Raw genomic sequence first — 20,813 nt, 5'->3', positions numbered from 1 at the left:
CTCAGTCGGCTCGTTCTCCAACCCGCCGGACCACGGTGCGCCGCATGTCGGCCGTCAACGTGCGCCGTGGTCGGCTGCGGTCTTCTGACGTGCTGCGAAGAGGCTTTCAAGCCGGCGTCGCTGCTCGTCGTCGAAGACCCGCTTAGGGAGGAAGGCCGCAAACTGACGGTTCATGAAGAGCAGCCAGAACTCCGGAGTGGAGTCGATCCGATCGAAGAGGGACCAGCGCATCGTCACGGCGGACTGATCGGTCCGGACCTCGTAGCTGTCGCTCGTCACGTGGACGGTCGTGGGCCTGCACAGGTAGCCGAGCTGCCGCCGGGCCACCCAGCGGACCGCCCACCGCAGCGCGAGGGGGACGACGGCGGCCCCGGCGAACATGCCGATGCCCAGGGCGATGGCGTCGACCAGAAGGCACAGGAGCCCCACCGCGACCATTACGGTCGGCAACGTCAGGCGCAGGGGTCTGAACTGCCGTTTCGCGCCCAGACAGACCGCCCGCATCACTTCGTCGGGACTGGGCTGACAGTCGACAGTGAAGTCCACCGTGCCTCCTTCGCCGTTCGAGGAGGGTGGCCGATCGGGCACCGACACGGGCGACGGACGTCCTCCCGGCGCATTAGCGCGATCGTGGCCTGAGCGCGGAGCTTACCCTTCGCCCCTCTCCAAGCAAAACATCGGACTTGCGGCTTCAGGGCGTCTTCATCCCGGGTGCCCGACGTTTTCGGCGACGGCGTCCGGGATCGGCGCCGCGGGACGGTGTCGGTGTCGCACCGACGGCCGCCCGAAGGACGTCGAGGTCGCACCCGGACCGATGATCACTACTGGATTCGGCATCCAATGTGTGGTGGAGTGGGGTGCCGTGGCGAAGACACCGATCCACCCCGAGGCGCTGTTCGCCGTCGACGGACTGCTGACCGACGAGGAACGCGACATCAGGGCGACCGTGCGGACGCTGTGCGACAAGGAGCTGCGCCCGCACCTGGCCGACTGGTTCGAGGACGGCCGCATCCCCGCCCGGGAGCTGGCGCGGCGGTTCGGGCAGCTCGGCCTGCTCGGCATGCACCTGAAGGGATACGGCTGCGCGGGGCTCGGCGCCGTCTCCTACGGGCTGGCCTGCCTGGAACTGGAGGCCGCCGACTCCGGGCTGCGCAGCCTGGTGTCGGTGCAGGGGTCGCTCGCCATGTACGCGATCTGGAAGTACGGCACCGAGGAGCAGAAGAACGAGTGGCTGCCCGCGATGGCGGCGGGCGAGCGCATCGGCTGCTTCGGCCTGACCGAGCCCGACTTCGGCTCCGACCCGGCGCGGATGCGCACCCGCGCCCGCCGCGACGGCGGCGACTGGGTGCTGGACGGCACCAAGATGTGGATCACCAACGGGACGGTCGCCGACGTCGCCGTGGTGTGGGCGCAGACCGACGAGGGCATCCGCGGCTTCCTCGTCCCCGCCGGGACGCCCGGGTTCTCCGCCACCGACATCAAGCGCAAGCTGTCGCTGCGCGCCAGCGTCACCAGCGAGCTGGTGCTGGACGGCGTCCGGCTCCCCGCGAGCGCCATGCTGCCCGGCGCGCGCGGCCTGTCGGGTCCGCTGGGCTGCCTGAACGAGGCCCGGTTCGGGATCGTGTTCGGCGCGATGGGCGCGGCTTTGGACTGCCTGGAGACGGCGATCGCGTACGCGGCCGACCGGGAGGTGTTCGCGCGGCCGCTGTCGTCCTTCCAGCTCACCCAGCAGAAGCTCGCCGACATGGCGCTGGAGCTCGGCAAGGGGCTGCTGCTGGCGGTCCACTTGGGGCGGCTCAAGGAGGCCGGCACGCTGACGCCCGAGCAGGTCAGCGTCGGCAAGTTGAACAACGTCCGCGAGGCCCTGCAGATCGCCCGCACCTGCCGCACCATCCTGGGCGCCAACGGCGTCACCCTCGAGTACCCGGTGATCAGGCACGCCGCGAACCTGGAATCGGTCCTCACCTACGAGGGCACGTCCGAGATCCACTCCCTGGTCGTCGGCCGCGCCCTCACCGGGCAGAACGCCTTCTCCTGACCTCGGCTGCGCCGCATCGCCCGCCCCGGCTCGGCGCCAACGCCCTGGCCGCCGCGCAGACCTCGGTGCAGAGCAAGCCGGCAAGGGGCGAAGTCGTGCTGCGCGTTGCCGCTCGACTTACTCCCCCGACCGGCAGGCCCTCCGCGGCGTCGTCTCCTGACCTGCGCAACGCCGTCGGGGCGGGGCTCGTCCGCCGCGTCAAGCAGCTCGGACCGCGTCATCCGTCGGGTCATCCGCGCCGCGGTGTCGGCCCCACCGGTGTCCACGCGGACCGATGGGCGCAGCGCTCACGCATGGCCCCCACTCGTGCCCCGCTCGCTTCCTTTGCTTCGCCATCCAGCCTTGAACACGGCACGCCCGACTGATGCTGCCTCGATCATCGGCGAGTGAGCCCGCGCTCCGTTCACGCCCCTACGGGGTCGTGTGCGCCGGTGCTCAATGCGCGCGTTCAGGGGAGGAAGCCGTCGATCGCAGGCGGTCGGGGAAGGTGACGCCGGTCAGCTCCTCGGAGACGGCCCAGAGGCGGCGGGCGGTTTCGGGGTCGCTGGCCGCCGGGGACCGGCCGACGAGCGTGGGCGTGCCGCGGATCTCGCCCGGGCCGCTCGGGCCGACGTAGGAGGCGCCGGGCAGGTCCTGGACGGCGGCGTACAGCGTCGGCAGCGCGCCCGCCTTGCTGTCCTGCGCGATGATCCGGTTGCCGATCTGCGCGCCGATGCGGCGCAGGGGGTTGGCGTCGCGGTTCTGCAGGTTGGTGGCGGACCAGCCGGGATGCGCGGCCAGGGCGCGCACCGGGGAGCCGGCCGCGGCCAGGCGGCGCTGCAGTTCCAGGGTGAACAGCAGGTTGGCGAGCTTGGACTGGGCGTACGCGCGGAACGGGGAGTACTCGCCCGTCAGGTTCAGGTTCTCGAAGTGGATGCGGGCGCCGGGGAGCCGGTGCGCGCTGGAGGCGACCGTCACCACGCGGTCGGTGATGTGCGGCAGCAGCAGGTTGGTCAGCGCGAAGTGGCCGAGGTGGTTGGTGCCGAACTGCATCTCGAAGCCGTCCTTGGTGACGGCCTCCGGGACGGCCATGACACCGGCGTTGTTGATCAGCAGGTCGAGGTCGCCGTCCCAGGACGCGGCGAACTCGCGGACCGAGGCGAGGTCGGCGAGGTCGAGGCGGCGCACCTCCAGCGTGCCGCGCGCGCCCCTGACGGTCGCGGCGGCGGCCTCGCCGCGTCCGGTGTCCCGGACGGCGAGCACGACGTGGGCGCCAGCGCGGGCCAGGGCGTCGACGGCGGCGAGGCCGATCCCGCTGTTGGCTCCGGTGACGACGGCGGTGCGGCCGGTCAGGTCCGGCAGGTCGGCCGCGGTCCATCTCCGTGTCCGTGCGTTCTTCGGCATGACAGCAAAGTAGGCACTGACAAGAGCGCTGTCACGCTGCGCGCCATGGGCCCAGGCCTGAACGTCGGCCACGCGGCATTTCGAGGACGAGCGGGTGTTGCCGGCCGCGTTCAAGCGTTCGACGGCGACGGTGGAGGAGGCGAGCGGCTCCCTCATGTCGCCACCCGCGCCGCGCGCCCGCCGAGCAGTGGTCAGGGGGCGTAGCGGCTGCGGAGGTCGGGTTCGCGGTAGCGGCGCGTGTTGCGGTGCCAGTTGAGGATCGCGGCGAGCCAGTTCTCCAGGTCCAGGACGTAGCCGTCGAGGAGGGCGCGTGCGTCGGCGTCGAGGTCGAAGTCGTCGTACAGCACCGGCAGTTCGAGGTTGGCGGTGCGTTGGAACTGCCGCAGGCGGGCGTTCAGCAGGTCGTGGACGATGCCCACCGCGGTCGGGTAGTCGCAGCCGAAGAAGTTCCGCACCACCAGGCCGGCGTTGTGCACGTCGCCCTCGAACTCGATCTCCTTCTGGTACGAGAACAGGTCGTTCAGCAGGCACGCGACGTCCTTGGCGGCGTTCTCCAGGGACCGCATGGGGCTGGTGTCGTAGATCTCCTGGGGCACCTCGTACCAGCGGGCCAGTCGGCTCAGCGCGATCGTCAGCTCCGAGCCGAACATGTGGCGGCGCATCTCCACGTAGTCGACCGGGTCGGGGACGCGGTTGCACGCCAGGTCGTCCAGCTCCCACAGCCAGCTGTCGATCATGAGGGTGACGGCGTCGCGGAATCGCCGGCGCGCCTGGACGTCCATGGGCTCGGCGGTGCGCGCCCACAGGTCGCCCAGGGCGCGTTCCAGCGCGTTGGACGCCGGCGGCACGGCCCGCGGGTCCTCGATCGGCATGAACAGGCGCAGGCGCTCGTTGCACGCCTTGGCCCCGGCGAGGTCGCGGAACCGGCCGAACACGGCCGGGTAGTAGTCGTCGCCGTAGATTCCCCAGGTCAGCCAGCAGGCCGCCAGGTTCAGGTCCTCCGCCTTGGCCTGGGGGTGGATCCCGGCCGCGCACAGCGCGAAGTCGAAGCCGCGCAGAAGGTCCTCGTCCCAGATGCCGGACGTCGGAACGCCGGGCTGCGGGTGCAGCATGCCCGTCCGTGCGGCCCACTGGACGACGTGCTCGCGCGCCTGGTCCAGGTGCCGGTTGAGGGTGAGCGGGAACGGCAGCTCGATGTCAGGGACCAGCGACGGCCCCACCTTGTGAGGGACGTGCGCGAACGTGCGGGCGCGGCGCAGCAGCGTCCTGATGTCCAGCCCTGAGGTGCCGAGGCCGCGCGGCGCACCGGGACGGCCCGTGTTCAGGTCCTGGTTCATGTAGCGGCTGGAGCGCATGTGCCACTCGTGTCCGCCGGCCTGCCAGTCCTGCAGGCCCTTGGCGTAGGCGAGGACGCGCGCGCACTCGTCCGGGGCGAGGCCGGCTTCGGCGAACAGCGGCGGCAGCTCGGTCACGGCGGTGTGCTCGAACTGCTGCAGCCGGGAGGTCAGGATGTCGTTGACGGCGTCGGCGGCCTCCTGCGTCGAGCACCGGAAGAACGTCTCCAGCACGAGCACCCCGTTGGCGAGCTCGCCTTCCTCCTCGGTTTCACGCTGGTAGGAGAACAGGTCGTTGCGGAGGTGGACGCCGTCGGAGAAGGTGTCGCGCAGCACCCGCAGCGGCCGCGAGTGCGCCACCCGCGCCGGGACCTCGGCGTTCACGGCGTGCTCGACCAGGCACGCCGACCAGGGCGCGCCGCCGACGCGGCGGCGCATCTCGATGTACTCCACCGGGTTGGGGACGCGGTTCTGGTCGATGTTGGCCAGCTCCCACATCGACTCGTTGAGCAGGTGCTCGGTGTGGGTGCGGAACCGCACCCGCCAGTCGCGCGACATGGCGGGGATGGTGCGCGCCCACAGGTCGGCCAGGCCCGCCTCCACGGGGTTGGCCGGTTCCGGGACGTCGCCGCCGTCCAGCGGCATGAACAGGGGCAGACGTTCCAGGTGGGCCTTGCCGCCTTCGCGGTCGCGGGTGCGCTTGTACTTCTCCAGGAAGTGGTCGTCGAAGAAGAACACCCACACGTACCAGTCGGTGATGAGGCCGAGTTCTTCGGCGTCGCAGTCGGGGTGGGTGTAGGCGCACAGCAGGGCGTAGTCGTGGTCGTCCAGGTCCTGGGAGTCCCAGATTCCCGAGCCCTCGAGCATGTTCATGTCGCGGGCCCACTGGCGGGAGTGGACGCGGGCGGAGTCGAGATGCGGGTTCAGCCGGGCGGGATACGGCATGTAGAAGTTCGGCAGCTCGAACGGCGTGTCGCGGCCGGGCCCGGTCGTGCGCGTCTCCTCGCGCGGCGCGCGGCGGGCCGTGATGCGGGCCGCGGAGGTGCCCAACCCGGTCGGCCCCGCCGACCAGCCGTTGCGGATCACGTCTGAGCTCGTCTGGAACACGCACATGCTCTGCCCCCACCCCTGCCGCGTCGATCCGCCGGACGAGTGATTCGCCTCAAGTATTGGCACGTGTGCACTCTGTGACCAGACGTGCGGAGGGGCGGCGGCGGTCACAATGCGCTGCCGTCTGCTAACGGATCTGTCACCGGCGGGATGATTGCGTCGGCCAAAGCCCCAGGTGGTCGGCTTTGGACATCGGCGGGGTCGCCGGGCTGAACGGAACGGCTCAGGGTAGTGGTGTCGCATGGCCGGTGAAGACAGCGCGGCGTCCGGCCACCGGACGGCCCCGCACACCGCCGACCTCCGGATCGAGGCGTGGGCGCCCACGCGGGAGGGCTGCGTCGCCGAGGCCATGATCGGGTTGGTGGACGCGTTCGCGGACCGCGCGGGCGTCCCGCCGATCGGCGAACGCGCGGCCGACATCGGCCCCGCCGCGGACCCGGACCTGCTCGTCGCCGCGCTCGACGAGGTCATCTACCGGCTCGACGTCGCGGGGGAGCTGGTGCTCGCCGCCGACGTCACCGCGGGCGACGGCGGCCGCCTCCGGTTGCGGATGACGGTCGGGGACGCGGGACGCGCCGAGCCGGTCGGCGCGGTCCCGAAGGCGGTCTCGCTGCACGGTCTGCGGCTCGCCGAGGACTCCGGCGCCTGGACGTGCGCGGTGACGGTCGACGTGTGATCGCGGCCGCTCAGCCTTTGACGACGCCGACCGGCCTCAGCTCGGCGACCTTGCGGCACAGCCCGGCGCCCTCCCCGGCCTCGATGACGGCGGTCACGTCCTTGTACGCGGCGGGCGCCTCCTCGGCCAGGCCGCGCCACGACGACGCGCGCACCGCGATGCCGTCGGCCTCCAGCCGGGCCCGCAGGTCGCGGCCGCTGACGCCGCGCGCGGCCTGGTGGCGGCTCTGCGCGCGTCCGGCCCCGTGGCAGGTGGAGTAGAACGCCCGCCCCTCCGGGACGCCGGTGAGCACGTAGGACGCGGTGCCCATGGTCCCCGGGACCAGGACGGGCTGACCCGCGTCCCGCAGATCCGGCGGAAGCTCGGGGTGGCCCGGCGGGAACGCCCGCGTGGCGCCCTTGCGATGCACGCACACCCGGCGCCGCCGCCCGCCGATCTCGTGCTCCTCCAGCTTGGCGAGGTTGTGCGACACGTCGTACACCAGGTCCAGGCGCACGCCCGCGACCCGTTCGAACACCCGCCGCGCCGCCTCCGCCAGCAGCTGCCGGTTGGCGCGCCCGTAATTGGCGGCCGCCGCCATCGCCCCCAGGTAGGCCCGTCCGGGCGGCGACTCGACCGGCGCGCAGGCCAGCTGCCGGTCGGGGACGCGGATGCCGTACCGGGGCATCTCCCGTTCCATGACCCGCACGTGGTCGGTGCAGACCTGGTGGCCGAGGCCCCGCGACCCGCTGTGGATCATCACGCAGATCTGGTCGCGGCGCAGCCCGAACGCCGCCGCGACCGCGTCGTCGTGCACGGCGGCGACCCGCTGCACCTCCAGGAAGTGGTTGCCGGAGCCGAGGCTGCCGACCTGCCCGGCGCCGCGTTCGACGGCGCGCGCGCCGACCTGCCCGGGGTCGGCGTCGGCGACGGCGCCGCCGTCCTCGCAGCGGTCGAGGTCGCGCGGCACGCCGTGGCCGCGTTCGACGGCGAACCGGGAGCCGCCGGTGAGGATGCCGGTCAGCTCCTCGGCGCCGCGGAGCCGCCAGACGGCGCCCTTGCCCATGCCGCGCGGCACGGCCCGGTCGAGCCCGTCCATGACGTCCCGCAGGACGGGCCGCAGCCCGTCCGCGTCGATGTCGGCGGCCAGCAGCCGCACCCCGCAGGAGATGTCGAAGCCGACGCCGCCGGGCGAGACGACGCCGCCGTCGGCCGGGTCGGTGGCGGCGACCCCGCCGATCGCGAAGCCGTAGCCCCAGTGGACGTCCGGCATCGCATACGACGCCTCGACCACGCCCGGCAGCGTCGCCACGTTCGCCACCTGCTGCAGCGCCTGCTCGGCGTCGCGCAGCAGCGCCCGCGAGGCGAACACCACCCCGGGCACGCGCATCGGGCCGGTCGGCTCGATCCGGTACCGGTAGGGCCCCTCCTGCACCAGGTTCATCGCTTCAGGTGGGCGGTGAACCAGCCGGTGGCCAGCTCGGTGACCCGCTCCAGCGCGCCGGGCTCCTCGAACAGGTGGGTCGCCCCCGGCACGATCTCCAGGCGGTTGACGGCGCGCAGCCGCTGCCTGGCCTGTTCGTTGAGCTCCAGCACGCCCGTGTCGTCGCCGCCCACGATCAGCAGCACGGGCGCCCGCACCCGCTCCAGCGCGTCGCCCGCCAGGTCCGGACGGCCGCCCCGCGACACCACCGCCTCGACCGCGTCGGGGCGGTGCGCGGCGGCGGCGAGCGCCCCCGCCGCGCCGGTGCTGGCGCCGAACAGCCCGATGGGCAGCCCCGCCGTCTGCGGCGACCGGCCCGCCCAGTCGACGGCGCCCACCAGGCGCCGCGCCAGCAGGGCGATGTCGAAGCGCAGCGCGGCCGTCTCGGCGTCCAGACGTTCCTCGTCCTCGGTGAGCAGGTCCAGCAGCAGCGTGCCGAACCCGGCGGTGTTCAGCCCGGACGCGACGGCGCGGTTGCGCGGGCTGAACCGGGAGCTTCCGCTGCCGTGCGCGAACAGCACGACTCCGCCGGCCCGGTCGGGCACCACCAGGTCTCCGTCGAGGGAGGCGTCCGGGAGCCCGACCGAGACACCCGTGGTGATCATCATCGTCCCCAGTGCTCTCGTACGGCCTGTGCCGCCCGGTTCGCCCTACCCGCGCACGGCCGTCTCATGCGCCCGGGCGCCCCGGGCTCACATGCCGTTCAGGGACGCGCGGACGCGGTGCGCGGCGTCCACCATGGTCCGCAGCGCGGCCTCCGTCTCCGCATAGCCGCGCGTCTTCAGCCCGCAGTCCGGGTTGACCCACAGGCGGCCGGGCGGGACGACCCGCAGCGCCCGCCGCACGAGGTCCTCGATCTCCTCGACCGGCGGGACGCGCGGCGAGTGGATGTCGTACACGCCGGGGCCGATCCCGCCCGCGTACCCGGCGTCCCGCAGGTCCGCGACGAGCTCCATGTGGGACCGGGCCGCCTCCACGCTGGTCACGTCCGCGTCCAGCGCCTCGATCGCGCCGAGCACCTCGCCGAACTCGGCGTAGCACATGTGCGTGTGGATCTGCGTGGTGTCCGCGACGCCGCCGGTGGCCAGCCGGAACGCGCCCACCGCCCAGTCGAGGTAGGCGGCGCGGTCCGCGCGGCGCAGGGGGAGCAGTTCGCGCAGCGCGGGCTCGTCCACCTGGATCACCCCGATCCCGGCGGCCTCCAGGTCGCGGATCTCGTCGCGCAGCGCCAGCGCCACCTGCCGGGCCGTCGCGGCGAGCGGCTGGTCCTCCCGGACGAACGACCAGGCGAGCATGGTCACCGGCCCGGTGAGCATGCCCTTGACGGGCTTGCGGGTGCGGGACTGGGCGTACGTCGTCCACCGCACCGTCATGGGGCCCGGACGGGTCACGTCCCCGTGCAGGATCGGCGGCCGCACGTACCGGGTGCCGTACGACTGCACCCAGCCGTTGCGGGTGGCGGCGAACCCGTCGAGCCGCTCGGCGAAGTACTGCACCATGTCGTTGCGCTCGGGTTCGCCGTGGACGAGCACGTCGAGCCCGATCCGCTCCTGGAGGTCGATCACCTTGTCGATCTCCGCGCGCATGATCTGCTCGTACGCGGCGTCGTCGATCCGGCCCGCCCGGTGGTCGGCGCGCGCCCGGCGGACCCGCTCGGTCTGGGGGAACGAGCCGATGGTCGTGGTCGCCAGCGGCGGCAGGTTCAGCGACCGCCGCTGCGCGGCGAACCGCACCGCCCGGTCGGGGCGGACGGTGCCGTCCCCGAGCGCGTCCAGCCTGGCCCGGACGCGGTAGTCGGCGCGCGGCGCCGCGGCCGGCCCGTCTTCGGCCGCCCGGGCGGCGATCGCCTCGGATCCGCGCGTCAGCGCCCGGCCGATCGCGACGACCTCGTCCGCCTTCTGCCGCGCGAACGCCAGCCGCCGCCGCAGGCCGTCGTCGAGGCCGGTCTCGGCGTCCAGGTCCAGCGGGACGTGCATCAGGCTGCACGAGGTGCTCGCCACCACCTCGCCCGCCAGGCCCAGCAGGGCCGCGCAGGTGGACAGCGCCGCCGACAGGTCGGTGCGCCAGACGTTGCGTCCGTCCACGACTCCGGCGACCACGGTGCGGCGCGGCAGCCCTCCGATCGACGCGACCGCCTGCAGGTTGCCCGGCCCGGCGACGAAGTCCAGGCCGATGGCCTCCACGCGCGTGGCGGCCAGCACCGGCAGCGCCCGCCCGATCTCCCCGAAGTACGTGGCGACGAGGATCTTCGGCCGGGACGGCAGCCCGCCGAGCCGGTGATAGGCCCGGCCCAGCGCGGTCAGTTCCCGCTCGCTGCGGTCGGCGGCCAGCGCGGGCTCGTCCAGCTGCACCCACTGCGCGCCCGCCCCCGCGAGCCGCTCCAGCAGCTCCGCGTACACCTCGACCAGCGGGTCGAGGAGGTCCAGCGGATCCGTGGCCGTCCCCGGCTCCGGCTTGGCCAGCAGCAGGTAGGTCAGCGGCCCCACCAGGACGGGACGCGTCTCGATGCCCAGCTCGCGCGCTTCGAGGTATTCGAGGATCGGCTTGGCCCGCGCGCCGTCGGCCAGCCGAAACCGCGTGCGCGGCCCGATCTCGGGGACCAGGTAGTGGTAGTTGGTGTCGAACCACTTGGTCATCTCCAGCGGCGGCACCCCTTCGGCGCCGCGCGCCATGGCGAAGTAGGCGTCCAGCCCTCGCAGCCCCCGGAACCGGGCGGGGACGGCGTCCACCATCACGGTGGTGTCAAGGACCTGGTCGTACAGCGAGAAGGTGTTGGACGGCACCAGGTCGACCCCGGCGTCGCGCAGGGTGTCCCATACCTCGCGTCGCAGCGTTCCGGCCGTGCGCAGCAGTTCGGTTTCGCTGATCCGGCCCGCCCAGTACGCCTCGGTGGCGCGCTTCAACTCCCGCTGGGCCCCGATGCGCGGGTATCCGAGCACGGTCGATGTCATGGCGTTTCTCCCTCGTCCGGCCATGGCACGGCCGCACGAGAGAGCAAGGCGGGGGCGTGTCATCGACGCCCGCGTCCCGAGCCTTCCCGCGAGGCCGTGGACACCGCGCGCCGATCGGCGCGCGGGCGGAGGCAGGTCTTCGGACTCACGGGCGCTTGCGTCCTACTGGCCGTCGCTTCCCAGGCCGCCTGCGGCCCAGTGCGTATGACGGCGGTCGTTCCCGTACACCGCTGCGGGGCAGTCCCGGATTCTCACCGGGTTCCCTCTTACGACATCCGCCGCGCCGCTGGCCGGCGGATGAACCTTCCGCAGCGGCGAGCATACCCGGTGCGCCTACGATGCAAGGCGGACCGAGGGAGGACGTGGATGACCGGACAGGCGAGACCGATCACGCTGGTGGGCGAACCCGTGCTGCACCGCCCGTGCCGCCCCGTCGAGCAGTTCGACGACGACCTGGCGCGCCTGGTGGAGGACATGTTCGCCAGCATGTACGCGGCCGAAGGGGTCGGCCTCGCCGCCAACCAGATCGGCGTGGACCTGCGCGTGTTCGTCTACGACTGCCCGGACGAGAACAACGAGTCGCAGAAGGGCGTCGTGGTCAACCCCACACTCGTCCTCCCGGACCTTCCCGACCGGCGGCTGGACGACAGCGAGGAGGGCTGCCTGTCCGTGCCCGGCGCCCACGCCCCTCTGGCCCGTCCCGACCGCGCCACCTGCCACGGGTTCGACGTCACCGGCGCCCCGATCACCGTCGAAGGCACCGGCCTGCTCGCCCGCTGCCTCCAGCACGAGACGGACCACCTGGACGGCAAGCTCTACATCGACCGCCTGCCGACCCGCGTCCGCAAGCAGGTGCTCAAGGACTTCGAGGCCCACCGCGCCGCCTCGGCCGATTGATCACGCGAACGGCCCTCGACCGTTCGACCGGCGCGGCCGGCGGCAGGCCGCGCCGCTTCCGCACGCCGCCGAAACCGCCGACGGCACCGCTCGTCCTGAGCGCGCGCGTGCTCTGCGCGTGTGACCAGCGCAAAGCGGCCCGCCGTCCGCGGCGCCTGCCCTGCGCGTCGCGCCATTGCCTTCCGCGGCCGCGCCTGAAAATGAGGAGTGCCGCAAAAACGGTCTTGACAGCGAATGCCGTCGGCAGGTTGAATGCTCGGCATGGAGCTGTGAATCTTCCGGGTTGAGCCAACCGCGGCACGCACGCCGCCCGCTCCCCTCCTCTCACCTGACCGGATCCCGCTGCACCACGTTGACCAGCGGCGACGTCTTCCGGTCCTTCTCCATCCAGCCATCTCTCACGGCCGTTGCGGCGTTGTCGGAGACGAATACGCCCTTTTCGCGGCCGCATTCAACGAGCCTGCCCGGAGGTGACTCCTACATGCGTGCCATCCACCTGAACATCAACTCCAACGACCCCTTCTCCAAGGCCGCGAAAAAGGGCAAGAAGCGCACCAGCCGCGACCCCAGGGCCGCCGCATTCGCCCACCACCACCGCCGCAACGTGCGCCAACTGCCCACCCGCCGCCTCCAACGCGGCCGATGACCACTCCGGGCCGCCCGGACACCTCCCCCCGGGCGGCCCGGCAGCCCTGAATTCATCACTATGAGCTCTCGCTAGAGCGGTCCCGCGCCTGAATCACCCATACAAGCCCGCCACTGCACGACCACCCGCTCGCGCGAGCACACCCACATCAACCTGCGAAGACGCGGCCAGTCCGGCCGTCTTCACGGCCGTTGCGGCGTTGTCGGAGACGAATACGCCCTTTTCGCGGCCGCATTCAACGAGCCTGCCCGGAGGTGACTCCTACATGCGTGCCATCCACCTGAACATCAACTCCAACGACCCCTTCTCCAAGGCCGCGAAAAAGGGCAAGAAGCGCACCAGCCGCGACCCCAGGGCCGCCGCATTCGCCCACCACCACCGCCGCAACGTGCGCCAACTGCCCACCCGCCGCCTCCAACGCGGCCGATGACCGCCCCGGGCCGCCCGGACACCTCCCCCCGGGCGGCCCGGCACCGCTCATCAACTCCCGCCCGCCCGGACGAGAGCAGGACCGGCGCCTCGCTCAAGCCGGGTGGGCGTAGCCGTGCTGGACGAGCCACTGCAACCAGCGGGTCGCCTCATCGTTGCGGCCTGACCGCGTCAGCAGCTCCGCCAGCAGGGTGACCGCCTCGACGTCCTCGGCCTCCGCGGCGCGCCGCAGCCAGGTCTCGGCCTCGTCGAGACGGCCGGTCTCCTTCAGCAGCCGGCCGAGGTTGCGGAACGCCGCCGGGAGGCCCGCGTCCGCGGCCCCCCGCAGCAGCGGCTCGGCCTCGTCGTAGCGCCGCTGGTCGAGCAGGTCACGGGCGGCGGCGTTCATCGCGGGCGGGTATCCGGCGTCGGACGCCTTCAGCAGATACGGGATGGCCTCCTGGTAGCGGTTCTGCCCGTTCAGCAGCACGCACAGGTTGTACATCGCGGGGACGTGGCCGGCCTCGGCCGCCCGCCGCAGCCACGTCTCGGCCTGCGGCGGGTCGCCGTCGGCCAGGTCGTTCCCCAGGTTGTACATGGCGTCGACGTGCCCGTGCTCGGCGGCCCGCGTGTACCAGTCGCGGCCCTCGGCGGCGCGTCCGGTGTCGCCGAGCAGGACGGCGAGGTTGAACATGGCCTGCGGCTCGCCCGCCTCGGCGGCCTGCCGGAGCCACCGCTCGGCCTCGCCGAGCCGCCCCGACTGCGCCAGGAAGACGCCCAGGTTCGTCACCGACAGCGCGCGCCCGGTCTCGGCGGCGGCGCGATGCCAGCGCTCGGCCTCCTCCATCCGCTGCGCCGACGCGCACCAGCGGGCCAGTTCCGTCATCGCCGCGGGGTCGCCCGTCTCGGCGGCCCGGCGGAACCACCCCTCGGCCTCCTCGGCCCGTCCCGTCCGCCGCGCCGCGTCGCCGAGATACAGCATCGACTCGGTGTCCCCGGCTTCGGCCGCCCGCGTGAACCACTCGTGCGCCTCGGCGTCCCGCCCGGTCTCGGCGCACACCAGCGCCAGGTTCACCATCCCGTGGACGACGCCCTTCTCCGCCGCCCGGCGGAACAGCTCCTCGGCCTCGCCCCGGCGCTGCGGATCGCCCATGAGCAGGGTGCCGAGGTTGACGATCGCCTGGACTTCGCCGGCGTCGGCCGCCGCCCGCAGCCACCGCTCGGCCTCGCCGGTCCGGCCCGCGCCGGACAGCAGCGTGCCGAGGTACTTCATGGCCATCACGTGGCCGGTCTCGGCGGCCGCGGCGTACCACCGTTCGGCCTCCTCCACGCGGCCGTCCCGCTCGCACATCAGGCCGAGCTGCGCCTGGGCCTCGGCGTCGCCCGCCTCCGCGGCCACCCGGCACGCCTGCTCCTCATGCCACGTCCTGGCCATGCCGTCCTTCCCACGCCCGTCCGGGTCTCCCGGTGTACGACTCCCGGCTGGAGACCAGGGTTCCGCCTTTGACGGTCAGACCGTGAGCGAACGGACGAAAGAGGCGTCCAGCGGCCACGCGGCCCGGAGATGCCCGCCGCGCTCCGGGCGCCGGTCACGCGGGGGCGGGCGACCGCCGCGGTCGTTCCCGTGCGTCGGTCAGGAACGCGCCGAGTCCCGCAGCAGCGCCTCCAGCCGGGTGACGGCCGGGCGCCAGTCGTCCGGAAGCCGGTGGCAGCGGGTGGCGCGCCACCCGCGGGCGGCGAGCGTGTAGGTGAAGTGGTCGGGGACGTCGCACCAGCGGCGCGAGGAGGTGCGCGTGGTGACGCCGCCGACCGCACGGCGGATCCGCGCCAAATCGGCGCGGTCCAACGTGAATTCGGCGGTGCGTCCGGCACCGGTGACCACTCGTCCGTCCCGGTGGACGACGACCGTTTCCCGGACGCCGGCGAATCCGCCGCTTTTCTGGTAGGAGACGAGCACGTCCGGCGACGCCGCCGGAAGGAGAGAAAACGCGGCCGCGGCCGCGGCGATATATATGACCATGGATACGGATACCTCGCATTTTTCATGGCGGAGTCGCCGGCGTGGAACCCCGCACAATTTCCACGCCGGCGACTCGCCGACCCAGCCACCCCGGTGGGTCTCCAGGAAGGTCTCAGAATGCGAACACTACGCCGCCGGTGGCGCGGACGGCCGCGCACCGGTTGGGGTAGGTCCGCATGTAGTCACGCCGCTCGCCCTTCCAGGCCCCGTGCGCGATCACCCGCACGGGCGCGTACTCCAAGGTGCACGGGCCGGGGCGCTCCGGCAGCCGCGCCACCTCTCCATGGACACGTCGTAGCTGGTCACAGGCCCGCACCGGGTCGGGGTGGGTGCCCTCGTCCGGGTCGCACCACAGGGTGGCGCTCACCGCCCGGCCCAGGCCGTCCGCCGGAACGACCGACAGCACGTAGCTGCCGACCGGTCCCGACGCCGCCTCGGCGACCGGTGCCGCCAACGGAATCGACACCATTGCCGTGGCGACCGCCAGCGTTGTACGCACGCGCATCTCGAAACTCCTTGAAATTCGCCTGCCGCGGTCTGCGGCGTCCGGCACGATGGCGCCCCGATTTGTGATCGGGACGCCCGCGCGGTAAGGAGCGGCGGCGATCCGCGACAGTTCCTGCCCGCGGATCTGCCCGCCTCCCCGAGGTTAGGAAGCCGATGACGTGCGCACAACCGGGAGTTTTGACCGCAAACGGCCATCAGATTGATTCTTAAACAATAATTGACCACTTCTGCAAAGTGAGCTGGGCGTTCTCTTACTGGGCCGCACGAATTCGCCTTGCGGCCGGCCCGGCAATGGCTCGGCGGGCATCTTCGCCCCCCTACAATGGTCCGATCGGCGGCCCGTCGGGCCGGGTCGGACGGATACCACGACCGTCGCGGCCAGGCAGAGATCCGTGGATGTCGCCATTTGTCACGCTCCACACTCGAGGTCGGCGTACCCCCTGCGGCGCCGCAGCCGACGCGCGGATGGAGGCGCACCGGCTCCCGCGCATCGACCGCTCGGTGAGCGCACCGTCCCCCACAGATTCCCTGCACCATCAGCGCAAACAGGACCAGCCGGGCAAGACGCAACCAGTCAGACAGAGCGCACCTGATGGACCGCGGAGGCCGTGACGTCCACGAGGGAGCCATTCGCCGCACATGAATGTCACCAGGCCGTACAGGCGCCACAGGAGATCTCAATTTGTTCAACTCGACGTGTCATGCTGGCAACCTGAGGTTCATCTGCCGCTGGAGGGCCGTGCCGTGGGACACGTCGAGGTCGAGCACAAGTACGACGCCGACGCCGACTTCGGGCTTCCGGAGCTGTCCGGCCTGCCCGGGGTGGCCGCCGTGGGCGAGGCGCGGTCGCACCAGTTGCACGCCACCTACTTCGACACCGACGACCTGCGGCTGTCCGCGCGCGGCATCACGCTGCGGCGGCGGCGCGGCGGCGACGACGCGGGCTGGCACCTGAAGATGCCGGTCGGCCCGGACAGCAAGAGCGAGACCCGCGCGCCGCTCGGCCGGGCGAACGTCGTCCCGGCCCGCCTGGCGAACCTCGTGGCCGCGTACACGCGCGGCGCGCGGCTGCGGCCGGTGGCGACGCTGGAGACCGAGCGCACCGTGCTGCCGCTGCTGGACGAGGACGGCGCGCTGCTCGCCGAGATCGCCGACGACGCGGTCACCGGCCGGGTGCTGCGCGACGGCTCGGAAGAGGACGGCTCGGAAGAGAACACCGCGTCCTGGCGGGAGATCGAGGTGGAGCTGGGCGCCGGGGGACCGGACCTGCTCAAGGCCGCGGGAAAGCGGCTGCGCAAGGCCGGGGCGCGGCGGTCGGCCTCCTCGTCCAAGCTGGGGCGGCTGCTGGACGGGGCCCCGCAGCGGGCCGCCTCGTCGCAGGCCGCGACCGGGCCGAACGCGTCGGCGGGCGAGGCCGTGCAGGCGTATCTGGCGGACCAGGTCGCGGCGCTGCTGAAGTACGACCCGAAGGCGCGGCTGGCCGAGGAGGACGCGGTGCACAAGATGCGGGTCGCGGTCCGGCGCATCCGCAGCGCCCTCCAGAGCTGCCGGCCGCTGCTGGCGCGCGAGCGGACCGATCCGCTGCGGCCCGAGTTGAAATGGCTGGCCGACGTCCTCGGCGAGGTCCGCGACCTGGAAGTGCTGCGCATGCGGTTCACGGCGCGGTTGGACGGGCTCGGCACCGGCGACGCCGGACGGGAGTGGCTGGACGAGCTCGTCCGCAAGGAGAAGTCGGCGTACCGGCGGCTCAACGCCGCGCTGAAGCAGCCCCGCTACTTCGCCCTGCTGGACGCGCTGGAGGCCCTCGTCGCCGATCCCCCGCTGACGGACCGGGCCGCGCGCCGCGCCGACAAGGAGCTCCCCCGGATCGTCGTCCGGGCGTGGCGGCGGATGGAGCGGGCGCACGCCGCGATCGCCGCCGCCGAGGACGCCGACGAGGCGCGGCACGAGACCCGCAAGGCCGCCAAGCGGGCCCGTTACGCGGCGGAGCTGGCCGCCCCGGTGCTCGGGGCGGCGGCGACGCGCACGGCCCGGGACGCCAAGAGCGTGCAGGAGGCGTTCGGCGCGTACCAGGACGGCGTGATCGCCACGGCGCACCTGCGGGAGATCGCCGCGCGGCTGCGCACGCCCGAGGAGGCGTTCACCGTCGGCGCGGTGTACGGCGCGGAGCGCTGCGACGCGCAAAGGGCCCTGGCCGGGCTCGAACGCGCCTGGGAGCGGATCCGCAAGCCCTCCTTCTGACGGCCCGTCCGCCCGGCGGGTCGGCCCGCGCCGTGCCGAGCGGTGGGCTTCTCTGACGTGGCGCGTCAGACGGAGTGGCGTTCCAGGGCCGCGAGCGTCGGGGTTGCGTCGTCGTCGGGTTCGGACACGTGCAACGCCCAGAACGCCCCCTTGTCCAGCGCGGGGTCGTCCGGCTCCTTCGCGCCCAGCTCGCGGCACAGAGCCGTGAGCAGGTCGGACACGATCTCGCCGTGCGTGCACACCACCAGCGGCTCCGCCGCCGGGGCGGCCGCCAGGTCGAGCAGGCGGGCGCACGCCCGGCGGGCGTCGGTGTCGCCGATCGTGAACGCCGGCTCGGTGACGACCTGCGCGCCGGTGCGGCGCGCGTACGGCAGCAGCGTCTCCACGCACCGCGCCGTCGCCGAGCTGACCAGTCGGCCGGGCCCGTAGGCGAACAGCAGGTCGGCGAGCGCCACGGCCTGGGCGCGGCCGGGCCCGTCCAGCGGCCGCAGCTCGTCGGGACCGCTCCAGGAGCGCTTGTCGCCCGCGGCGGCGTGCCGCAGGATCACCAGCGGACGGGTCTGCAGCGGCCCGGCGGCGAACTCGCGCAGCAGTTCGGCGTCCAGCGGGTAGCTGAGCCGCCGCTCGGCCTCGTCCACCGGAAGCCAGACCAGCGCGTCGACCTCGTCGTTCGGGGTGAACGCCGTCGACGCCACCGCCCGCGCCGCCCAGTAGTCGACGTGCTTGAGGCGGCCGTTCTTCGGATACGTCCGCGTCGGCAGGCGGCGGCCGAGCCGCGCCACCACCCCGGTCTCCTCTTCGATCTCGCGGATCGCGCCGCGCAGCGGGTGCTCGCCCCGCTTCAGCTTGCCCTTGGGGAACGACCAGTCGTCGTAGCGGGGGCGGTGGATGAGCGCCACCTCGGGCGCGTGATCGCCGCCGCCGGGTCCGCGGCGGCCGCCGGGACGCCAGAGCACGGCGCCCGCCGCGCGGATGGGCGGCCGGGCGCCGTCCGCGGGCTCACCCATCGACGCTCCTCCAGCGGCGGCTGCGGACCAGGTGCGTCTGGATGTCGAGCAGTTCTTCGCCCTTCGCGGCGGACCGGCGCGTCCACGTGCCGTCGCCGTCCAGCCACCAGGTCGCGGTGTCGTCGTCCATGGCCAGGTCGATCAAACGGATCAGGTCCGCCCGGTGCGACCGGTCGGTCACCCGCACCAGCGCCTCGACCCGCCGGTCCAGGTTGCGGTGCATCAGGTCGGCGCTGCCCAGCCACACCTCCGGGTCGCCCCCGTTGTCGAAGGCGTACACCCGGGAGTGCTCCAGGAAGCGGCCCAGCACGCTGCGCACCCGGATCGTCTCCGACAGCCCGGGGACGGCCGGACGCAGCGCGCAGATCCCGCGCACCCAGATGTCGACCGGCACGCCGGCCCGCGACGCCCGGTACAGCGCGTCGATGATCACCTCGTCCACGATCGCGTTGCACTTCATGCGGATGCGGGCGGGCCGTCCCGCGCGGTGGTGCTCGACCTCGCGTTCGATGCGCAGCACCAGGCCCGAGCGCAGGCTGTGCGGCGCCACCAGCAGCCGTTTGAACGAGGTCTGCCGCGAGTAGCCGGTGAGGTGGTTGAACAGCGCGCTGACGTCCTCCCCGACCTCGCGGTCGGCGGTGAGCAGGCCGAAGTCCTCGTACAGGCGCGCGGTCTTGGGGTGGTAGTTGCCGGTGCCGATGTGGCAGTAGCGGCGCAGCGTGCCGTCGGATTCCTGGCGCACCACCAGCGCGAGCTTGCAGTGCGTCTTCAGCCCGACGAACCCGTACACGACATGGCAGCCCGCCTGCTCCAGCTTGCGCGCCCAGGCGATGTTGGCCCGCTCGTCGAACCGGGCCTTCAGCTCCACCACCACGACGACCTGCTTGCCCGCCTCGGCCGCGTCGATGAGGGCGTCCACGATCGGCGAGTCGCCGCTGGTGCGGTAGAGCGTCTGTTTGATCGCCAGGACGCGCGGGTCGGCGGCGGCGTCCTCGATCAGCCGCTGGACGGTGGTGGTGAACGAGTCGTAGGGGTGGTGGACGAGGACGTCGCGTTCGCGGATGACGGCGAACACGCCGGCGTCGTCGGCGATCGCCTCCTTGGACGGCACGAACGGCGGGTACTTCAGCTCCGGGCGGTCCAGGTCGGCGATGGCCGCCATCCCGGCCAGGTCCAGCGGGCCGTCCACCCGGTAGATCTGGTTGTCGTCGATGCCCAGCTCGGTGGTGAGGAACTCCAGCACCTCGGGGGAGATCGAGCTCTCCACCTCCAGCCGGACCACCGGGCCGAACCGGCGGCGCAGCAGCTCGCGCTCCAGCGCCTGCAGCAGGCCCTCGCTGATGTCCTCGTCGATCTCCAGGTCCTGGTTGCGGGTCACCCGGAACGCGTGGTGCTCGACGATCTCCATGCCGACGAACAGCTGCCCGAGGTGCGCGGCGATCACGTCCTCCAGCGGGGTGAACCGGTTGGGGGACGCCTCGATGAACCGCGGCAGCAGCTGCGGCACCTTGACCCGGGCGAACATCGTCCCGTCCCGCTCCGGGTCCCGGACGATCACCGCGAGGTTCAGCGACAGCCCGGAGATGTAGGGGAAGGGGTGCGCCGAATCGACGACCAGGGGCGTCAGCACCGGGTAGATCCGGTCGCGGAACAGCCGGCGCAGCCGTTCCTGCTCGGTCTGCGCCAGCTCGTCCCAGCGCAGGACGTCGATGCCCTCCTTGGCGAGCGCCGGGCAGATCTCCTCGTGGAAGCAGGCCGCGTGCCGGCGCATCAGCTCGTGCGTGACGGTGGAGATCCGCTCGAGGACCTCGCGGGGCTGCCGTCCGCTGGCCGACTGCACCGCCAGGCCCGTCGCCATGCGGCGGGCCAGCCCGGCGACCCGCACCATGAAGAACTCGTCGAGGTTGCTGGCGAAGATCGACAGGAACCGGACGCGCTCGAGCAGCGGCAGGCCGGGGTCCTCGGCCAGCTCCAGGACCCGCTGGTTGAACCGGAGCCAGCTCTCCTCGCGGTCGAGGAACCGGTCTTCGGGCAGCGCGTCACCGCCCGGTGCGGCGTGTCCTGCGTCGGCCGTCATATCCCAATGATCCCCGGTAAAGGTGAACGCCGGTGGAAACCCGGAACGTCTCACGG

17 protein-coding genes and 1 riboswitch are annotated in these 20,813 nt (G+C 72.6%); of the genes, 6 read left to right on the top strand and 11 right to left on the bottom strand.

Annotation, left to right across the window (positions count from 1 at the left end):
- Nucleotides 1-54: 54 nt before the first annotated feature.
- Nucleotides 55-546, bottom strand: coding sequence for a YcxB family protein (locus AR3_RS05625; protein WP_067909460.1), 492 nt, complete (start codon nt 544-546; stop codon nt 55-57).
- Nucleotides 547-862: 316 nt separating this feature from the next.
- On the opposite strand from AR3_RS05625, the gene AR3_RS05620 reads away from it, so the two are divergent.
- A complete protein-coding gene (locus AR3_RS05620) occupies nt 863-2,038 on the top strand; it encodes an acyl-CoA dehydrogenase family protein (RefSeq protein WP_227023253.1) in 1,176 nt (391 codons plus the stop codon).
- Nucleotides 2,039-2,473: 435 nt separating this feature from the next.
- Here the strand turns inward: AR3_RS05620 and AR3_RS05615 are convergent, their stop codons facing one another.
- Both AR3_RS05615 and AR3_RS31650 read right to left on the bottom strand, forming a co-directional pair.
- On the bottom strand, nt 2,474-3,421 hold the full coding sequence (locus tag AR3_RS05615) for an oxidoreductase (RefSeq protein ID WP_067909457.1): 948 nt from the start codon (nt 3,419-3,421) through the stop codon (nt 2,474-2,476).
- A gap of 191 nt (nt 3,422-3,612) precedes the next feature.
- Entirely contained in the window at nt 3,613-5,841 is a 2,229-nt protein-coding gene (locus AR3_RS31650) for a terpene synthase family protein (protein WP_217998463.1), read from the bottom strand.
- Nucleotides 5,842-6,106: 265 nt separating this feature from the next.
- Between AR3_RS31650 and AR3_RS05605 the strand changes: the two genes are divergently transcribed.
- Nucleotides 6,107-6,541, top strand: coding sequence for an archease (locus AR3_RS05605; RefSeq protein WP_067909454.1), 435 nt, complete (start codon nt 6,107-6,109; stop codon nt 6,539-6,541).
- Nucleotides 6,542-6,551: 10 nt separating this feature from the next.
- Here the strand turns inward: AR3_RS05605 and AR3_RS05600 are convergent, their stop codons facing one another.
- The 3 genes from AR3_RS05600 to metE form a co-directional block, all read right to left on the bottom strand.
- Nucleotides 6,552-7,964, bottom strand: coding sequence for an RtcB family protein (locus AR3_RS05600; protein WP_067909452.1), 1,413 nt, complete (start codon nt 7,962-7,964; stop codon nt 6,552-6,554).
- Nucleotides 7,961-8,608 carry a dienelactone hydrolase family protein gene (locus AR3_RS05595; RefSeq protein ID WP_067909597.1) on the bottom strand — a complete coding sequence of 216 codons (648 nt, stop codon included), beginning with the start codon at nt 8,606-8,608 and terminating at the stop codon, nt 7,961-7,963. Before AR3_RS05595 ends, AR3_RS05600 begins: the two co-directional genes overlap by 4 nt.
- A gap of 87 nt (nt 8,609-8,695) precedes the next feature.
- On the bottom strand, nt 8,696-10,954 hold the full coding sequence (metE, locus tag AR3_RS05590) for a 5-methyltetrahydropteroyltriglutamate--homocysteine S-methyltransferase (protein WP_067909449.1): 2,259 nt from the start codon (nt 10,952-10,954) through the stop codon (nt 8,696-8,698).
- Between the two features lie 113 nt (nt 10,955-11,067).
- Nucleotides 11,068-11,277: riboswitch (cobalamin riboswitch) on the bottom strand.
- Between the two features lie 43 nt (nt 11,278-11,320).
- On the opposite strand from metE, the gene def reads away from it, so the two are divergent.
- The 3 genes from def (at nt 11,321) to AR3_RS30305 (ending at nt 12,927) form a co-directional block, all read left to right on the top strand.
- Nucleotides 11,321-11,851, top strand: coding sequence for a peptide deformylase (def, locus tag AR3_RS05585; protein WP_067909446.1), 531 nt, complete (start codon nt 11,321-11,323; stop codon nt 11,849-11,851).
- Between the two features lie 481 nt (nt 11,852-12,332).
- Entirely contained in the window at nt 12,333-12,497 is a 165-nt protein-coding gene (locus AR3_RS30310) for a hypothetical protein (RefSeq protein WP_157406624.1), read from the top strand.
- Between the two features lie 265 nt (nt 12,498-12,762).
- Nucleotides 12,763-12,927 carry a hypothetical protein gene (locus AR3_RS30305; RefSeq protein ID WP_157406624.1) on the top strand — a complete coding sequence of 55 codons (165 nt, stop codon included), beginning with the start codon at nt 12,763-12,765 and terminating at the stop codon, nt 12,925-12,927.
- A 93-nt stretch (nt 12,928-13,020) separates the two neighbouring features.
- Here the strand turns inward: AR3_RS30305 and AR3_RS05580 are convergent, their stop codons facing one another.
- From AR3_RS05580 to AR3_RS05570, 3 genes are all read right to left on the bottom strand, one after another.
- Nucleotides 13,021-14,340, bottom strand: a complete 1,320-nt coding sequence (locus AR3_RS05580) for a tetratricopeptide repeat protein (protein ID WP_067909443.1) — start codon at nt 14,338-14,340, stop codon at nt 13,021-13,023.
- Between the two features lie 198 nt (nt 14,341-14,538).
- On the bottom strand, nt 14,539-14,925 hold the full coding sequence (locus AR3_RS05575; protein ID WP_067909440.1) for a hypothetical protein: 387 nt from the start codon (nt 14,923-14,925) through the stop codon (nt 14,539-14,541).
- A 112-nt stretch (nt 14,926-15,037) separates the two neighbouring features.
- Nucleotides 15,038-15,430 carry an SSI family serine proteinase inhibitor gene (locus tag AR3_RS05570; RefSeq protein ID WP_083950978.1) on the bottom strand — a complete coding sequence of 131 codons (393 nt, stop codon included), beginning with the start codon at nt 15,428-15,430 and terminating at the stop codon, nt 15,038-15,040.
- Between the two features lie 746 nt (nt 15,431-16,176).
- Here AR3_RS05570 and AR3_RS05565 point away from each other — a divergent pair.
- Nucleotides 16,177-17,673, top strand: coding sequence for a CYTH and CHAD domain-containing protein (locus AR3_RS05565; protein WP_067909433.1), 1,497 nt, complete (start codon nt 16,177-16,179; stop codon nt 17,671-17,673).
- Between the two features lie 65 nt (nt 17,674-17,738).
- On the opposite strand, the gene AR3_RS05560 is transcribed toward AR3_RS05565, so the two are convergent.
- Together AR3_RS05560 and AR3_RS05555 are read right to left on the bottom strand one after the other, a co-directional pair.
- Nucleotides 17,739-18,680: an NUDIX hydrolase gene (locus AR3_RS05560; RefSeq protein ID WP_067909430.1), complete on the bottom strand. Its 942-nt coding sequence runs from the start codon at nt 18,678-18,680 to the stop codon at nt 17,739-17,741.
- Nucleotides 18,673-20,757, bottom strand: coding sequence for an RNA degradosome polyphosphate kinase (locus AR3_RS05555; RefSeq protein ID WP_067909427.1), 2,085 nt, complete (start codon nt 20,755-20,757; stop codon nt 18,673-18,675). The genes AR3_RS05560 and AR3_RS05555 overlap by 8 nt, the downstream gene beginning before the upstream one ends.
- Nucleotides 20,758-20,813 lie beyond the last annotated feature (56 nt).

Origin of the sequence: Actinomadura rubrobrunea NBRC 15275 (assembly GCF_001552235.1) — a bacterium.
GTDB classification, from domain to species: domain Bacteria; phylum Actinomycetota; class Actinomycetes; order Streptosporangiales; family Streptosporangiaceae; genus Spirillospora; species Spirillospora viridilutea.
Note: the sequence above shows the minus strand (reverse complement) of the source record. Positions and strands in the feature narration are given on the sequence as shown.

Excerpts from the sequence above, each read along its gene's own strand:
- AR3_RS05615 (WP_067909457.1), bottom strand. The coding sequence starts at position 3,421 with ATGCCGAAGAACGCACGGACACGGAGATGGACCGCGGCCGACCTGCCG.
- AR3_RS05605 (WP_067909454.1), top strand. The coding sequence starts at position 6,107 with ATGGCCGGTGAAGACAGCGCGGCGTCCGGCCACCGGACGGCCCCGCAC.
- AR3_RS05600 (WP_067909452.1), bottom strand. The coding sequence starts at position 7,964 with ATGAACCTGGTGCAGGAGGGGCCCTACCGGTACCGGATCGAGCCGACC.
- AR3_RS05595 (WP_067909597.1), bottom strand. The coding sequence starts at position 8,608 with ATGATCACCACGGGTGTCTCGGTCGGGCTCCCGGACGCCTCCCTCGAC.
- metE (WP_067909449.1), bottom strand. The coding sequence starts at position 10,954 with ATGACATCGACCGTGCTCGGATACCCGCGCATCGGGGCCCAGCGGGAG.
- def (WP_067909446.1), top strand. The coding sequence starts at position 11,321 with ATGACCGGACAGGCGAGACCGATCACGCTGGTGGGCGAACCCGTGCTG.
- AR3_RS30310 (WP_157406624.1), top strand. The coding sequence starts at position 12,333 with ATGCGTGCCATCCACCTGAACATCAACTCCAACGACCCCTTCTCCAAG.
- AR3_RS30305 (WP_157406624.1), top strand. The coding sequence starts at position 12,763 with ATGCGTGCCATCCACCTGAACATCAACTCCAACGACCCCTTCTCCAAG.
- AR3_RS05580 (WP_067909443.1), bottom strand. The coding sequence starts at position 14,340 with ATGGCCAGGACGTGGCATGAGGAGCAGGCGTGCCGGGTGGCCGCGGAG.
- AR3_RS05575 (WP_067909440.1), bottom strand. The coding sequence starts at position 14,925 with ATGGTCATATATATCGCCGCGGCCGCGGCCGCGTTTTCTCTCCTTCCG.
- AR3_RS05570 (WP_083950978.1), bottom strand. The coding sequence starts at position 15,430 with ATGCGCGTGCGTACAACGCTGGCGGTCGCCACGGCAATGGTGTCGATT.
- AR3_RS05560 (WP_067909430.1), bottom strand. The coding sequence starts at position 18,680 with ATGGGTGAGCCCGCGGACGGCGCCCGGCCGCCCATCCGCGCGGCGGGC.
- AR3_RS05555 (WP_067909427.1), bottom strand. The coding sequence starts at position 20,757 with ATGACGGCCGACGCAGGACACGCCGCACCGGGCGGTGACGCGCTGCCC.